Raw genomic sequence first — 15,047 nt, forward strand, 5'->3', positions numbered from 1 at the left:
CCTGCAGCGGAGCCGGGCCGGGGCCCCTCGCTCACAGCAGCGGCGGGGCCGTCCCGATCGATCCGGTGCGGGCGAAGACCGGGACCAGCTCGATGGTCTCCGGTCCGGCCCCCGCTTCCTTCGCCGCGACCCAGACGGCGAGCGTGTTGGGTCCGTGGTGGTCGAGGAAGCCGGAGGGGATCGTGAACTCGCTCTGGGGGCCGATGTCCCCGATATAGATCCCGGTGTTCCAGCCGTTGACATACAGCACCGCCTGGCAGGCATCGCGGCGACCGTCCTCGAAGCGCGGCGAGCGCAGCGCGAAGCGCCAGGCGATGTCCACGCCGTCGGGCGTGGAGAGCTCGAAGCTCGTGCGGTACCACCGCACGCCCGGCGCGTCCGCCACCAGGGACGAGGCCTCCTCCCAGGCGGAGTCGTCGTGGCCGGGCAGATGCCAGCCGTGACGCTCCCCGTGCAGGCCGCCGGTGTTGTACAGCGTGCGGCGGGAGTCGATGTCCGCTGCCCCCTGCACTCGCCAGGTGATTTCCCCGGTGGCGGGCAGCACCGCATCGAACAGCCCGCGGTTCTGCTTCGAGAGACCGTTGTCGCTCCAGTCGAGGTTCTGGCCGAGGTTGTGCACCAGCACGCTGAGCACCGTCGTCGCGCCCGGGACGGCGACGTCCTCGGGCAGCGTGAAGGTCTGGTCCTTCCCCACGGCGGGCGCCGCGCCGAGGTAGGAGCCGTCGGCCCAGGCCTGCAGGAACGCCGGCTGCTGGCCCTGGGGCGGCTGGCCGGTGCCCCCGTTGCCGCGCAGCACGAGCTCTCGGCTCTCCCCGGCGGTGAAGACGGCGCGGTACCAGATGCTGCCCTCGAAGTAGCCGTAGTGGTTGGAGTCGAGCACGACGCCTCCGCGCCCGGGGCCCTGGAAGGTGGTGGACCCCTCCGTGGAGTCGGCGACCGTCCACGCCGAGTCGTCGAAGTCCGCCGCGGCCTCCGGCGCGCCCTCTGCGACCCGGAAGGTCAGATCCGGGACGGTCGGGCCGGCCGGCGCTGACAGCGTGTGCGTGGCGATGCCGTCGGAGACCGGCCGGCTCTGCCCGTTGACGATGACGCGGCGGATCCCGTCGGGCACGTCGAGACGCACCTCGGCCAGGTCCGTCGAGCCGAGGACGATCTCCGCGTCGGCCCGGGCGAAGGCGACGGTGCGAGCCAGCTCCGCGCCCTCGACGACGACGTGCGCATCGGTGCCGCCGGGGGTGACGGTGCTCCGGTTCACCGGGCGGCCACCGAGGAACCAGGTGGTGGTGGCCGCGGTGCGGGAGATCGCACGCAGCACCAGGCGGCTCTTCCCACCGCTGCCCGCCGAGGTCAGGGGGCGGCCGGCGATCTCCACCTGCACCGGCTGGTCGCCGTGGACGAGGTTGATCCGCAGCTGCCCGGTCCCCTCGTCCCAGGTGGTGAGCACGGACTCGGGGGCGGTGACCTCGGGTTCGGCGGCGTAGCGCAGCACGATCTCGCCCGGGTCCCCGTCGTGGCCGATCAGGTACTGCAGGTGGCCCTTCCGCCGCGGCAGGGCCGGGCCGAACAGGGCGCTGGTCGAATAGAGCAGGCCATGGTCTCCGATCACGGTGTCGGCGACGACGGTCAGCGCATCCCGGCCGTGCAGATGCAGGAACGTGGACTCGTCCTGGGGCACTCGGGCCCAGCCCACCACGCCCTCGGGGATCTCGACGCTCCCGTCCTGGCCGCCGGCGGGGACGTCGAAGCCGTCGAGGGCGACGACGGTGCCCTCTGCTCCCTCGGCGGGCTCGCCGAGGGCCTCCACGACGATCGTGTGCTCCCCCGCGCTCAGGTCGTGGACCTGGTAGCTGACGACCTGGGAGGGCTTGTTCTGTGCCGTGTCGACGTGACTGGTGAAGGTGCCGTGCTCCTGCCCGTCCACGAGGACGCGGGCCCGGCCGTGGTCGGTGCCGGTGGCGGTGATGACATCGACCGCGGTGCCCGTGAAGGTCCAGCTCGCGGTGGCGCCGGCCGTCTCGGTGCGGGTCAGGGTCGCCGCGGAGGCGGTGGGGTCCTCGATCTGCTCCCAGTCGCCCTGGTAGGTGATCGCGGCGTCGCGGTCGTCGGCCGTCGGGGCGTGCGCACCGGCCTCTTCGGGGTCCCCGAGCACGAGCGCGGTCGCGAAGCGGGTGTCGGTCTCGTCGTTGGAGTCGGCCAGGCGGAAGGCGAGCAGCCGGGGCCGGCCGTCGTCGGTCGCCGAGCTCTCGTCGCCGGTGCTCGCGCGCTGGTAGGCCTGGAGCTGGCCCCCGTCGACCTCGCGCAGGGCCTGCGGGGCGACCGGTGTCATCGACGCGATCTGCGGCAGGGCCTGCTGCAGGTAGCCGAGCTCCTTCTGGACGGCGAGCTTCTCGGTCAGCTCGCGGTCCTCCGTGATCGCCGCGCCGTAGTCGTAGCTGGTGAATCCCGACGACGGGGAGCCGGTGTATCCCCAGTTGGTGCCGCCGAAGACCATGTAGTAGTTGAAGGCGGTGACGCCGTTGGCGAGGTTGCGCACCCCCCATTGCCGGGTGAAGGCGGGGTCGGTGAACTCGTAGGCCTGATGGGAGTCGAACGACGCCCCCCAGGGGGTGAACGCCCCGCCCTGGGACTCGGTGATGAACTGCGGGGTGTCGGGACTGATCTCGCGGTAGGTCTGCTCGGACTCGCCGATCCGCGCCCGGGGACCGCCGGCGTTGAATCCCAGCGGGTAGTTGTCGTAGGCGTAGAAGTCGGTGTGATGCTTCTCGGTGTCGGCGAAGCGACCGCCCAGCCCGTAGTCGTTGTGGAACACGGGCACGGTGATGCCGGTGGAGCGCACGTGATCGGCCAGGCCGCGCAGGAACGCGGAGCTCTCCGGGTTCTCGGCGAACAGCTCGTTCTCGACCTGGTACATCAGCACGCTGCCACCGCCGTCGGTCACCTGGTGGCGGGAGATGATCTCGTTCGCGGCGCTCAGCCATGCACAGGAGTCCGCGAAGTTCTCCGGGTCCATCGAGCGCAGCGGCGCCGCCCGGTTGGTCAGGTACGCCGGCAGCCCGCCCATCGAGATCTCGGCGTTGACGTAGGGCCCGGGCCGCGCGATGACATACAGCCCCTCCTCCGCCGCCATGGTCAGCAGCAGGTCGAGGTCCCGGATCCCGCGGAAGTCGAAGTCGCCGCCCGGGGCGCTCTGGTGCAGTCCCCAGAAGAAGTAGAAGGAGACCGCGGTGAATCCTGCGGCCTTCACGATCTGCAGCAGATCGCGCCACTGGGCCGGTGCGGGCACCCGCCAGGGGTGGATCTCGCCCGAGTAGATCAGCAGCCGCTGGTCATCGACGAAGAAGGAGTGCTCGTCCCAGGTGACGGTGTGCGCGCGGCCGTCGTTGCCGGGGAAGGACGAGGTGCCGTGCAGCAGGTCGTCCGTCGCCTCCCGGCCCTCCGGAGCGGCCGGCCCGAGCGCATCGGCGGGGGTTGCGGCGAGCACCGCCGGAGCCGCGAGGGCCGCTCCGGCGGTGCAGGCCCCCAGGCGCAGGAAGCTCTGACGGCTCAGGGCGGAGGCGGGCGGTTCGGACTGCGGCATGCGGGACTCCTCGTCGAGCGGGTTGTCGTGACAGCCGACGGTAGCAAATCGGTTCACAGGCGTAGGCGGCGTTCCGCTATCGGGGCGTGCGGTGACAGTGATCGGTCTGCCTCACGCCCGCGCAGCAGCCCGCGCTGGAGACGCTGACCGAGCAGGCGCGGTGGCAGGCGATCGTGCCGTACATGCTGGGCTGCGTGGTGGCGTGGGTGTCCAACGAGGTGGGGATCGGGATCACGCAGCTGAACGGGATCGTGGTGGCGCTGGTGATGGTGTGGGTATTCGGGGTGCGGTCAGGGCGGCCGTTCGCTCGTGCGCGATGACCTAGGCAATCGCGTGGTTCTCGATCTCGCCGTCGGTCATCGCGAAGAGCTTCTTCGGCGGCAGGGCAAGAGAGTGGCAGGTGGGACCGATAGACGACGGCGGGCCGCGAGAACTGGTTCACCGCATCGTGTCGCGCGGCTGGCGATCCGTACGACACGACGCGCACGTTCAGGGACGGACACCGTGAACTGGGCTGTTGATGCCCTTCCGCGCGGTGACTATCCAGCGATTCCAGTGGGACTCGGCAACCCGTCCACGGTCCGCGGATAGGAGGGCTGTGCGCCGTCCCGAGTAACGGCCGCCGCTCCGAGGCGGGCGGCGAACCGCGCCGCCTGGTCGAGATCGTCCCCGGCAGCGAGCCTCAGGGCGAGACCTCCGACGAAGGCGTCGCCCGCCCCGGTGGTGTCCACCGCCTCGACCTGCGGAGAAGGGACCTGCCGAAGTCCGTCGGCATCGCCGAGGAGTGCCCCACGAGGTCCGAGGGTCATCACAACCGAACGGACCCCGGCGTCGAGAAGGTCGCGCATAACGTCGGCCTCCTCGACGGCGTCACCGCCGAGCAGAGCGAGCACGGCGCGGCCTTCGTGTTCGTTGACCACGAGGGGATCCGCGCACCGCAGCGTCTCGGAACGGACCGGGATCACCGGGGCGAGGTTCAGCAGCAACCTCTGCGCCGGGCTGCAGGCGGAGGAGACCGCATCGACGACCTCGGCGGGGATCTCGCCCTGGCACACGAAGATATCGGCGTCGGCGACCAGAGCGACGGTCTGTCCGAGGTCGTTCCAGACGAGGTTCGCACCGGGGACGAGCACGATGGAGTTCTCCCCCTGCGCGTCGACCTCGACGATGGCGAGACCGGTGGCGTGCTCGGCGAGGGCTTCGACGGCCGAGAGGTCGACCCCGTCCTCGCGGAGCAGCGCCAGGGCCTGGTCGGCTTCGGAATCCTGACCGACGCGAGCCGCCAGGCGGACCCTCCCGCCCAACCGTGCGGCGGCGAGGGCCTGATTGGCGCCTTTGCCGCCGGGGCTGCGACGAGAGCTCCGGCTGTAGAGCGTCTCCCCCGGCAGCGGGAGAGCGTCCAGCGTGAGGACCAGGTCGAGGTTCACCGATCCGACAACGAGGATCTCGGTGGACGATTCTGCCTGGCGGCTCGTGCGATCAGCGGCCCCCATGGTTCAGCCGTTCTCCCCGGCGAGCCAGCGGATTGCACCGTCGAAGAGCTGGCCGTAGCCGGCCCACTCCATGAACTCCTCGGGGGCCCAGTGCGGGGAGATATCGGAGGCGAAGGCGAGCGTGCGGCCGCCCCCTTCCTCGATCACGGCGAGCAGCGGGCGGCCTTCGACCTCGGCGAGGACGGTGGCCCCCTCCTTGGCGGCGAGGTCTTGGTAGCCGAGCAGGATCGGCCAGGTCGCGTCGAGGCCCGCAGTGACGGGGTGCTCGACGTCAGTGAGGGTGCCGTTGACACCCTGCGGGGACTCGATGCGGTCGTCCCAGCGGGAGATGCTGACGGGAAGGATCTCCTCGATGGCGGTCCCAGCGTATGCGGCCTTTCCTTCGAAGCCCTGGAAGGAGAGGTAGCCGCCGGCCATCATGAGTCCGCCGCCGTCGCGCACCCAGTCACGCAGCAGGTGGAGACGATTGGGGGCGGGGCGGCCCCGCTCGAAGACCTGCGGGGAGAGCAGGAGGGTGTTGGCACCGATGTCCGAGAGGATGACGACGTCGTAGGCATCGAGCTCCTCACGGGTCTGCGGGAAGAATTCCGCGACATCGTGCGAGCGCAGGTGGGTGACGTCGTGCTCGCGCTCGGCGAGGACCTCGAGGAGCTTGGCACAGCCGATGGCGACCTGGGTGTGGGAAAAGGGGTCGTACCCCTTGTGGTCGATGACGGCGCTCACCCAGGATTCACCGGCGAGTAGGACACGAGACATGCGACGACCTCCGTTGACAGACCTTACACAACGCTTTGCGCAACGTTGCTCTAAGTGAGGCTAGCTGGGGTCGCCATCGTGCGCAAGCCCCCGTACACTGACGATCCCGCCCCCGGAAGGAGCCCCTGGTGTCGATCTCAGCCGTTGCGAGAGCAGCCGATCTCTCCGTCTCCACGGTGTCGCGGTACCTCCGAGGGGAGTTGCGGGTCAACCCGGACACGGAGGCCCGCATTCTCGGCGCCATGGAGCACACGGGATTCGAGTCGCCTCGCCTCGGGCTGCGCCGCCTGGCGCTCATCGTCCCAGAGCTGGCTAACCCCTACTTCTCCCAGCTGGCCCAGGCGATCGCCAATGCCACTGCCTCACGGGGGCTCGGCCTCCAGGTCCTGGTCTCCAACGGGCTCGCCTCCCGGGAGACCGCGCTCATGGCGGAGTGTGCCGCATCCCCCGAGGTGGACGGCGTGATGCTGGTGTCGATGACCGGCCGCGCCAGCCCTCTCCGCTCCTTGCCCGGGGACTTCCCGGTGGTGATCCTCGATGAGCGCATCCATGACGAGTCGAGCCGTCCCTTCGTGGGCGTCGACAACTTCGGCGGTGCCTACCAGGCCACCTCGTACCTGCTCAGCCGCGGCCACACGTCAATCGTCCACGCCGCCGGCCCATCCACTCTCGACTCCGCCCGGGACCGTCTCGAGGGATACCGGACCGCGCTCCGCGACCGAGGCATCGAGGCGGACCCGAACCTGATCATCGAGGGCCCCTATGCAGAAGCCTTCGGTGAGAGCGTGCTGACGAGGTTGCTGCGCCTCGACGATGCGCCCACGGCCGTGTTCTGCGGCAGCGATATCGTCGCGATCGGAATGATCGCGGCCGCGCCGATGTATGGAGTCAGCATCCCTCGCGATCTCTCGCTGGTCGGCTTCGACGGAATCCCGCAGGGCGAATGGGTCACCCCCCGCCTGACCACGGTGACGCAGCCCATCGAGGCGCTCGCACGTCGCGTGCTGGAGACGATCGAGTCCGGCCCGACCAGCGGGCAGGCGGCCGAGGTGCGACTGCCGATGCAGATTCGGGTCGCCGGGTCCGTCGCTCCACCGCCGACCCGTTGAGAATCACCACTTCTCACCCACCTGCCGCCGGACGCACCACGACGCCCGGAAGCCGTGCGCGCGGAGCCTCCGCTTGTCCATTTCGGGAACCGCCCTGGCGTCGCACCAAAAAGTGAGGCAGAGTGGAGCCACACGTTGCGCAACGATCGCGCACAGATCAGGAGGCACCGCCATGGGCGTCAAAATTCATCACATCGTGACGGGCGAGCTCGAGAGCGGCCTCGCCACCTCGGTGCTCAACTCGGGGATTCACCCGGACATCGCGCCGGAGGACCGACTGCCGTTCGGCTTCCGCGATGACATCGTCCGTAAGGACGGCTCCGTCCACTCCGGTGTCATGGTGCCCGTTCCCGTATGGCTGCTGGAGGGCACCGACACGAAGATCCTGGTGGACACAGGCCTGGGCGACATCGACGAGGTTGCGGAGATGCAGTCCCGCTATGGCGTGGACTATGTCGCGTCGCGCTCTGAGGACCAGGACCTCGTCGCCGGGCTCGCCGCCCACGGGGTCACGCCCGAGGAGATCGACGTCGTGATCCTCACGCACCTTCATTTCGACCACGTCGGGAACAACGAACTCTTCCCCAACGCCAAGTTCATCGTGCAGAAGGAGGAGCTTCCGCAGGCAGAGAATCCTCCGCACTTCTGCATGTTCTACTACCCCGAATATTCCTACAAGATCGACGCGGTCCGCGACCGGCTCGAGATCATCGACGGCGACGTCGAGATCGACCCGGCCGTGAAGCTCGTGAAGATCGGCGGGCACACCCCGGGCTGCATGGTCGTGATGGTGAAGACGGACGTGGGCACCGTCTGCCTGACCAGCGACATCATGTACAACTACAAGAACCTCGAGCTGAACTGGCCGATGGGCTCTTACTGGGACCTGCCCGAGCTCATGGAGGGCTACGACCGCTTGCACCGCGAAGCGGACATCATCATCCCCGAGCACGACTGGAAGTTCCTCGAGGAGCACCCCAGCGGCACCATCGGCTGACCCCGATCCGGCGAACGCGAAGGGCGTCGAGACTGCGGTCTCGACGCCCTTCCTTCTGTGCCTCCAAGCGTGTGCTGCGGAGGCACTCCTCAGGGGTTCAGCAGCGGCAGCCGGCGCAGCAGGGAGTGCAGCCGCACCGCCTCAGAGGAGACGAACTCAGAGATGGTAAGGCCCACGAGTTCGCAACGCTCGGCAACGGCAGCGGCAGTGGCGACCGCGGTGTCCAGCGAGATCCCTCCTGCTTCGGGGGCCATACCGAAGGCGACCTCACCGCTGGTGATCACATCGAGGTCGAAGTGGATCGCGACCTTCGAGCAACCGGTCGCGGCGAGCCAGTCGAGAACGGCGATCACGAACGGGGTCTCCTCGGCCGGGGAGATCTGGTTGAGCTTCCATTCCTCGAGTGCCGCGGTGGGGTCCTGATCCGCCCAGGAGTGCGTTCCTACCAGCGCGAAGCGCTCGGCGGCCACGTGAATGCCGAGCTGGTCGAGGATCTCAGGGTCGCCGTGGCCCAGCAGGTGGGCAGCGGCCATGGTGTTGTACCCCTGGTTCCCGTCGGCACCCGGCTGGTTACAATCAGGATGACTGTCGAGCCATAGGATTGCCAGGTCCTCGCCGTGTCGCTCCAGCAAATGAGCGAAGGGGGCGACGCTCACGGAGCAGTCTCCCCCGATCGTCACCACCCGATCTGCGTCCCGCTCGCGCAGGGTGTCCAGGACGAGGCGCTGCTGTCGGAGGATCTCCGGCTTGTCGACGATGCCGTCGACCACGCTCCCGTCACCGCCATCGGGATCGACCGGGATCCGCACGGCCTCGAGGGCGTCGGGCGCGAGCATCGCGGCCACCTGTCCACCGATACCGTAGGCGATCCGTCCCTCGGGGCGAGTCAGACCCGGGAGGAATTCCATGACGCCGTCAGGGTCTCCCCCGCGATACTGCGGCCAGTCCAGTCGGATCGTCGTCATGCCTCCGCCTCCTTACGATCGGGGCCGCCGGTGGCCGACAGCCGAAGACGCCAGCCGCCGCCGGAGCGGCGACCGGCGCGGTGCTCATCAGCTGACGAGCTGATCCTCTTCCTCGACGCGTCGGTGGCCCTGGCTCAGGGCGTCGAGGGTGTTGATCGGTGCGCGACGCACCATCTCGAGCTCCTTGGCACGGTCCAAGTGGCGTGTGAGCACCAGGTACAGGCAGCCCGAGACGACGAGTCCGACGATGAACGAGAAGTCCGCTCCTCCCAGGGCCTCAGCCGCCGGCCCCGACCAGATGGAAGTACTGAAGAACGGGATCATGGCGACAAAGCCTACGGCGTAGCTGACGATTCCGGCCCGGCCCCAGCGGCCGTACATCCCTCCATCGGTGTCGAGGATGTCGGAGACGGACAGGACGCCCTTGCGCACCACGTAGTAGTCGATGAGGTTCACCGAGGTCCACGGGATGAGGAAGTAGACCAGCAGGGCCAGGAAGATCTCAAACGACCCCAGGATGCTGTTGGGGACGACAAGACTGCCGATGATGATGAGGACACCCGCGATCGAGAGGGTGCGCGCTCGCAGTGCGAAGGAGCTCACCAGCTCGCGGAATCCGTCGACGGCGGACAGCACGGCGACCGATCCGCTGTAAAGAGCGACCGCCACGGCATTCAAGCAGGTCAGCAACGAGACGATCATGACGGGGACCGCGAGGCCCGGGGCGACGCTGTCTGCCAGGACTGCGAAGGCGCGGACGGTATCGACCATCGGGTCGTAGGCGGCGAGCGTCGCACCCAGAACCTCGATCCAGATGGCCGAGGTGAGAGTTCCGACGAACACCGAGGCGGAGATCAGTTTTCCGGACATCTTCGCGGGAAGGTAGCGGGTGTAGTCGGAGACGACGGGCGCAATCGCCACCTGGAAGGTCGCCGATGCCGCGAACTGGAGCAGGAACGGCGCGAGCACGAAGTTCCCCTGGCCAAGCAGCTCACCGATGGGCAGCTTGACGATCATCGCGACAGTGAGGAAGAGCAGCGTGGCCACCATCAAATACGACACGGTGGTCTCGGCGCGGAGCACGAGACGGTAGCCGACGAGCGCCACCAGCAGCGCCACGACGCCCACAAGCACCTGAAGCAGGCTCATCGGCGCAGCCTCGACCACGCTGGCAACCGAGTTCGCGCCGGTCTGGATGTAGAACAACGCAAACCCGAACTGCACGACAGCAGCGGCCGCGAGAGGGATCGCCGCGCCGCGCGAGCCGAACTGCGCGCGGGACTGGATCATCTGCGGCAGGCCCATGACGGGGCCCTGGGCGCCGTGGAACGCTTGGAAGAATGTGCCGAAAACGCTGCCCAGCACGATCGCGACGATCGACCAGGCGAGGTTCAGGCCCGTGAGCACGCCGAGCGTGCCGGTGGCGGCGGTGAGGAAGGAGGCGTTGAGCATGAACCAGAGCTGGGTCTGGGACGTCAGAGAGCCGTGCCGTTCGCGCGGAGGGACGTAGTCGAACGACCGGCCCTCGAGTACGGGAGTGGGGGGCCCCGTCCGCTCACCCGACGTAGGGACATCGGGATTCGGGCGGCCAGCGCCTCCGTCCTGACGAGGTGTTGTGTCCATGTGCTGCCTCTCTTCGTCGAGATGACGCCGGCAGTGCCGACGTCCTCAGCCCGGGTCTCCCACGACCTGCTCGGTCGATGTCCCGGCGTTGATGTCGGCACAGTATTGCGCAACGTTGCGCAGTAGGCAACACCCTTCTTCTGCGTGAGATCGAAGCGGTGGTGGTTTGCGCGTCCAGATCAAGCCTGAGCCAGAGGAACGGAATCGAGTCTGCGAGCAACCGCGGGGGCTCCCGCAGCCGAGCGATTCGCGCCAGCGCTGCGGCGGCGTCCGCAAGTCCGGTATCGATCCGGTACGGATCATTGCGGGATCCGGCGGCCGTGGCGACGGCCTCGTCGTTAGCCGTGAGCGGCGCAGCAGACAGTGCGAATGGCGCGTCCGAGGTGCCGGCACGCTCAACTGATCTTCCGCGAACCTCCCCGATCATCACCTCGATCGTCGAGCAGACCACCGGAACCCGAGACACTGAGTAGATGCGTCGCGTGAGCACCTTTTTCGATGAGAGCTCGGCAGGGCGCTGGCAGCCGAACGCCCTCCCTGCGGCGCAGCCGGAGGGAGGGCGTTGAGGAATGCTCAGCGGCGGAGCAGACCAGTCGTCACATCGCCAGCGGCAGCAGGACGTATGCCTCGCAGCTGGCGGCATCGTCGCTGGTGATCAGGTGCGCGTCCGAGAGCAGGAACTTGCCGCCGGCCGGGATCATGTTCGGATACTCCGAGCCCCCGCCGGCGATCTCACCCGCATCATCGCGGCAGAGGATCTGGATGCGCGGGTCCTCCCAGTTCTCATCGGTCGTGTTCTGGATGAGGAACTGCGGATCGTCGGCCGACGCCTGGATCGGGGCGACACCTGCCCGTGCTTCGCTGTTGCTTCCATAGTCGCTCACGCTCACCGTGGCCTCGACACGCGCCGGGGCGCTGCCTGCGGGGATCTCGAGCTGCGTACCGATCGGGAAAGTGGCGCCCTCTGTCCCGAGCTCCTCGACCTGCTCCTGGGAGACAATGAGGTTGTCCTCGTCGTCGTAGACGTTGTAGAGGACGGTGGCGAACTCGCCGGTCAGACCCTCATGCCTCACCACCGCGCTCACCCAGACGTAGTCACCGTCGACAGCGATCCCGGACTCGAGCACCTCGATCTCGCCCGGGGCCGCGACGGAGTCGGCCGCATCAGCGGGAACCTCCGCTGACGTCTGCTCAAGGGCTACGGTCCCGGACTCCCCCAGGGCCGAGACCTCGTAGCTAATCTTCCCGTCCTCGTAGGTGAAGTCCTTGGTGTCCGCACTGGAGGCCAGGAGCTCAGCGCGGGTACGGCTGTGGTCATTGGTGGAGGTCCACGCATGCGAGCCCTCGGCCTCGGGAGCCTCGTACGTCCCCACCCAGTAGAGCCTCGAGTCCGGGCTCCCGTCCTGCGGCACCCAATCGATGGTCATCGCTGTACCCGCGATGGTCGCCCGCTGCACGAAGACGCTGTCCTCGGTGGAATGCCAGACGCCGGTGAGATCAGGCGCCTCAGCCTTGCCCTCAGCGGGCTCGGCCGCTTCGCTCGCACCCGCAGCAGCCGAGTTCACCGGAGCTTCCGGAGCGTCCGTCGAGCCGCAGGCAGCGAGCGTTCCTGCGAACACGACCGCAAGCACGACGCCACCCGCACGACGACCAAGGCGGCGGCGCACGGAGTCAGCCCGGTCGCCCACAGTGGTCAGAGTCATCTATTCCTCCAAGAGTTGGGCCCAGCGTGCAGGCGAGCAGTGCCGAGCCCACGCCGACACACAAGAAGATTGAACCATCAATTGTACAGGCGGCAAAAACATGCCCCGAGGGGCACGGAGTCAGTCGCGCTTCCTGTACCCCTCAGTAATCGTCCTTCTCGGTGAGCGCGACCGTGCCGTGAGCTCTGTGATGCTAGAAGAGCTCCTGGAGCTCGGCGACATAGGTGGGATCGTCCGCGAGCGGCTGGGTCGGCGGGAGCACAGCGAGGAGCTGGTCGGCGATCATCTCGGCGCTCCACCATGCGGGGATCGAGGTGTCGGCGAAGTCGCGGGCGGGCTCGTCAGCGTCGTTCAGCGAGGTGTAGGCGATCCGGTCGAGGAACTCCTCGCGCGGGTGGCCGCCCGGAACCTCGCTCTGGCGGCCGACGAACATGCGCACACCGAGCCCGTTGGGCGACCACATCGCCACGAAGCGGATCCGGTGGTAGCCGCGCCGGTGCAGCACCGTGACGGCTTCGAGGACCTGGAGGCTGAACTGGGTGCCGGTGGCTGAGGGCGGGGAAGCAGCCTTGCTGTGCAAGTCGTCGTAGAGGGCGGTGGGCAGGGGGACCTCGAAATAGTGCTTCTCCCGTCTCGCCTCGAGGCGTGCGCGCAACTGTTCGCCGGTGAGGTCGAGGATGCGGATGTTCGAGGAGTCGACTGAGCGGACATCGGTGACGAGGTAGAGATGGGGGCCGGGAACCTGCTCAAGCGCCTCGATCTGGTTCGGCTCGAGCCAGAGGACGTCGCCCCGGCCCGCCCCGCCAAAGGCCTTGATCTCGATCAGCCGCTTCTCACCCGTGACGTCGTCGATGCTCTCGACGTCGACCTTGCTGCCGGGGATGTGGCGGGCGTCGGTGGCGGTGCGGCCGGCCGTGCGCTCGTGTGCGATGACGTAGGCGATCGCGCGATTCTCGGTCTCGTAGTTGGACATAGCGAGGAGCTTCTTCGGCGGCATGACAGGAGCGTGCCATGTGGGGCCCCACACGAGGGCGCCTTCGGGGAAATCGGTGTGCGGCGTCGCGCCGGCCCCGATTCACCGGAATTGGCGCCTTGTTCGGAGCCGCCCTTCACCGTGGCCGCCTCCAATTCCGCGAGCAGACAGCCGGAGATCGCCAGCACGGTGGGGTCGAGCCGAGGAGCGCTCTGCCCCAAAACGGCCGATTCTAGCCTTTACACGTATCGACATGAATCAGCCAATAAGCTCCGCAGAGTAGTTGTAAACATCGGGTCGTCCTGAAAGCACATCGAAGCCATTGGCCTCCACCGCAGACCGGATTACGCGCGCCATCCTTAAGAAGCTTGGAAACCGAAGGTCAATTGGATTCCCGGTCCTGGACGATGGGACCTCAAGTTTCAGGAGCTTATCGCCTGCAAGCCCATGCGGACTAGGAAGCACACCGCTAAGCCCTAAAATATCAGCCCGGCGCTTAAGTGCCAGAATCGTCTGGTTTAGCATCCAACCGTCCAACGCCCTCAACTGTTGATAGTTATCGACGCTCGGATAGAAGGCCATAAGGCCCTTAAAAGACCGAGGCGGGACGTAGCCTCCATGGTACCTACGCAGATCCCGTTCCGAAAGACCCCCATAAAGATACCTTCGAACCTGCCAAATATAAGCAACATAGTCTCGATCGTTCGCAGTAATGCGACCCATGTCTTGGCGACCACGCAAAGGGGCACGAAGCAGGTTGGAGTAGATCAGTTGCCGAATTCGACGTTTAATCTCTCGAACGCGAGCGTCACTAATGGACACCCCCGAACTGCTAATAGTATGCCCTAAATAATCGGTTGACTGGATTGAGGTGAACTCTGTGGCGGACCGGGAAGACTGCACCAAGAGCTGTATTCCTGGACTCTTCTCAAGATTTATCGGCGTCCCGGCCTTTGAGGCGAAGTGGTGCAGAATGTCCGCGGCTCTTGAAATTTCATCGTAACTCTCACTCCAAATTACGGTGTCGTCAGCATACCGTGCGAAGTTTAGGGCTCTTCGCTCCAGCAAATTGTCAAGTTCCGTAGCGGCCACATTGGCCAAGAACAAGCTGATTGAGGTTCCCTGAGGAAGGCCGCTCGCGCGGTCGAGAAGCTTTTCTTCGCGCTCGTCATAGACCGGAATTCGTAGGAACTCTTGGATCAGGTACTGCTCTAGCCTGGTTCGCCTTATTCCATGCTCATCAAGTGCATGAAGCAAGTATTTGTGCGAAACTTTGTCGAAAAATTTGGAAAAATCGTACTGTGCAACAAAGATCCGATTCGTGCCGCTCCAGCTTTTCGCAACATATTCAACCGCATCATGTGGACCGCGATCTTCCCGATATGCGTACGAGCGGCCATTAAAACTTGCTTGGTTTCGACGAAGGAGCGACTTCATTAGTCGACGCGATACGGCCTCATCAGCTATAGAAAGCACAGAAAGGGCGCGACTTCCGCCGCCGGGCTTATCCAGCTTTATAATCTCCGGAGAAAGAGGCTTGTAGCGTCTCTCTACGATCGCGCTACGAATACCGGAAGCTAATCGACCTGCACTGGAATGAACTTTATAGGGATTGAATGCGGACCCCCGCTCCCAAAGGCTCGGAGTCTTCAAAAGAACTGCGCCGGTCGCACCATTTTCTCGACGCGCCCTCCGCTTATTTTCATCACTGACCCACTGAGCATAACGCTCATGTCGACGAATGCGAACCTTTGCGGCGATAATGATATCGGCCTCTAATGACTCCCACATCACAGCTCCGTAAACTTTATAGCTGCCGATAGCGAGAACGTCGCCACCGGCAGCGCATCC

Annotated in this window: 11 protein-coding genes; 3 read left to right on the forward strand and 8 right to left on the reverse strand. The window is 66.5% G+C overall.

The window, feature by feature from the left end:
- Positions 1-31 precede the first annotated feature (31 nt).
- Complete coding sequence (locus tag CFK38_RS01950) at positions 32-3,577, reverse strand: beta-galactosidase (protein WP_096801564.1); 3,546 nt, start codon at positions 3,575-3,577, stop codon at positions 32-34.
- Between the two features lie 173 nt (positions 3,578-3,750).
- On the opposite strand from CFK38_RS01950, the gene CFK38_RS01955 reads away from it, so the two are divergent.
- Positions 3,751-3,897 (forward strand): hypothetical protein, encoded by a 147-nt coding sequence (locus tag CFK38_RS01955; RefSeq protein ID WP_245851185.1) that lies wholly within the window; start codon positions 3,751-3,753, stop codon positions 3,895-3,897.
- Between the two features lie 219 nt (positions 3,898-4,116).
- Here the strand turns inward: CFK38_RS01955 and CFK38_RS01960 are convergent, their stop codons facing one another.
- Positions 4,117-5,070, reverse strand: coding sequence for a ribokinase (locus CFK38_RS01960; protein WP_096801565.1), 954 nt, complete (start codon positions 5,068-5,070; stop codon positions 4,117-4,119).
- A 3-nt stretch (positions 5,071-5,073) separates the two neighbouring features.
- Positions 5,074-5,826 carry a glutamine amidotransferase gene (locus CFK38_RS01965; RefSeq protein WP_096801566.1) on the reverse strand — a complete coding sequence of 251 codons (753 nt, stop codon included), beginning with the start codon at positions 5,824-5,826 and terminating at the stop codon, positions 5,074-5,076.
- A gap of 128 nt (positions 5,827-5,954) precedes the next feature.
- Here CFK38_RS01965 and CFK38_RS01970 point away from each other — a divergent pair, with 128 nt between their 5' ends.
- Together CFK38_RS01970 and CFK38_RS01975 are read left to right on the forward strand one after the other, a co-directional pair.
- Positions 5,955-6,935 (forward strand): LacI family DNA-binding transcriptional regulator, encoded by a 981-nt coding sequence (locus tag CFK38_RS01970; protein ID WP_096801567.1) that lies wholly within the window; start codon positions 5,955-5,957, stop codon positions 6,933-6,935.
- A gap of 172 nt (positions 6,936-7,107) precedes the next feature.
- The gene (locus CFK38_RS01975) at positions 7,108-7,932 is read left to right on the forward strand and encodes an N-acyl homoserine lactonase family protein (RefSeq protein ID WP_096801568.1); all 825 of its coding nucleotides are present in this window, start codon (positions 7,108-7,110) and stop codon (positions 7,930-7,932) included.
- Between the two features lie 89 nt (positions 7,933-8,021).
- On the opposite strand, the gene CFK38_RS01980 is transcribed toward CFK38_RS01975, so the two are convergent.
- The 5 genes from CFK38_RS01980 to CFK38_RS02000 form a co-directional block, all read right to left on the reverse strand.
- Positions 8,022-8,897, reverse strand: a complete 876-nt coding sequence (locus CFK38_RS01980) for an arginase family protein (protein ID WP_096801569.1) — start codon at positions 8,895-8,897, stop codon at positions 8,022-8,024.
- An 87-nt stretch (positions 8,898-8,984) separates the two neighbouring features.
- Positions 8,985-10,520, reverse strand: a complete 1,536-nt coding sequence (locus tag CFK38_RS01985) for a purine-cytosine permease family protein (RefSeq protein WP_096801570.1) — start codon at positions 10,518-10,520, stop codon at positions 8,985-8,987.
- Between the two features lie 596 nt (positions 10,521-11,116).
- Positions 11,117-12,085: a hypothetical protein gene (locus CFK38_RS17340; RefSeq protein WP_177370998.1), complete on the reverse strand. Its 969-nt coding sequence runs from the start codon at positions 12,083-12,085 to the stop codon at positions 11,117-11,119.
- 331 nt (positions 12,086-12,416) lie between these two features.
- Positions 12,417-13,220: a protein NO VEIN domain-containing protein gene (locus tag CFK38_RS01995; RefSeq protein WP_157773314.1), complete on the reverse strand. Its 804-nt coding sequence runs from the start codon at positions 13,218-13,220 to the stop codon at positions 12,417-12,419.
- A gap of 234 nt (positions 13,221-13,454) precedes the next feature.
- A complete protein-coding gene (locus tag CFK38_RS02000) occupies positions 13,455-14,987 on the reverse strand; it encodes a reverse transcriptase domain-containing protein (protein WP_096801572.1) in 1,533 nt (510 codons plus the stop codon).
- Positions 14,988-15,047 lie beyond the last annotated feature (60 nt).

This window comes from Brachybacterium vulturis, assembly GCF_002407185.1.
Taxonomy (GTDB): Bacteria; Actinomycetota; Actinomycetes; order Actinomycetales; family Dermabacteraceae; genus Brachybacterium; species Brachybacterium vulturis.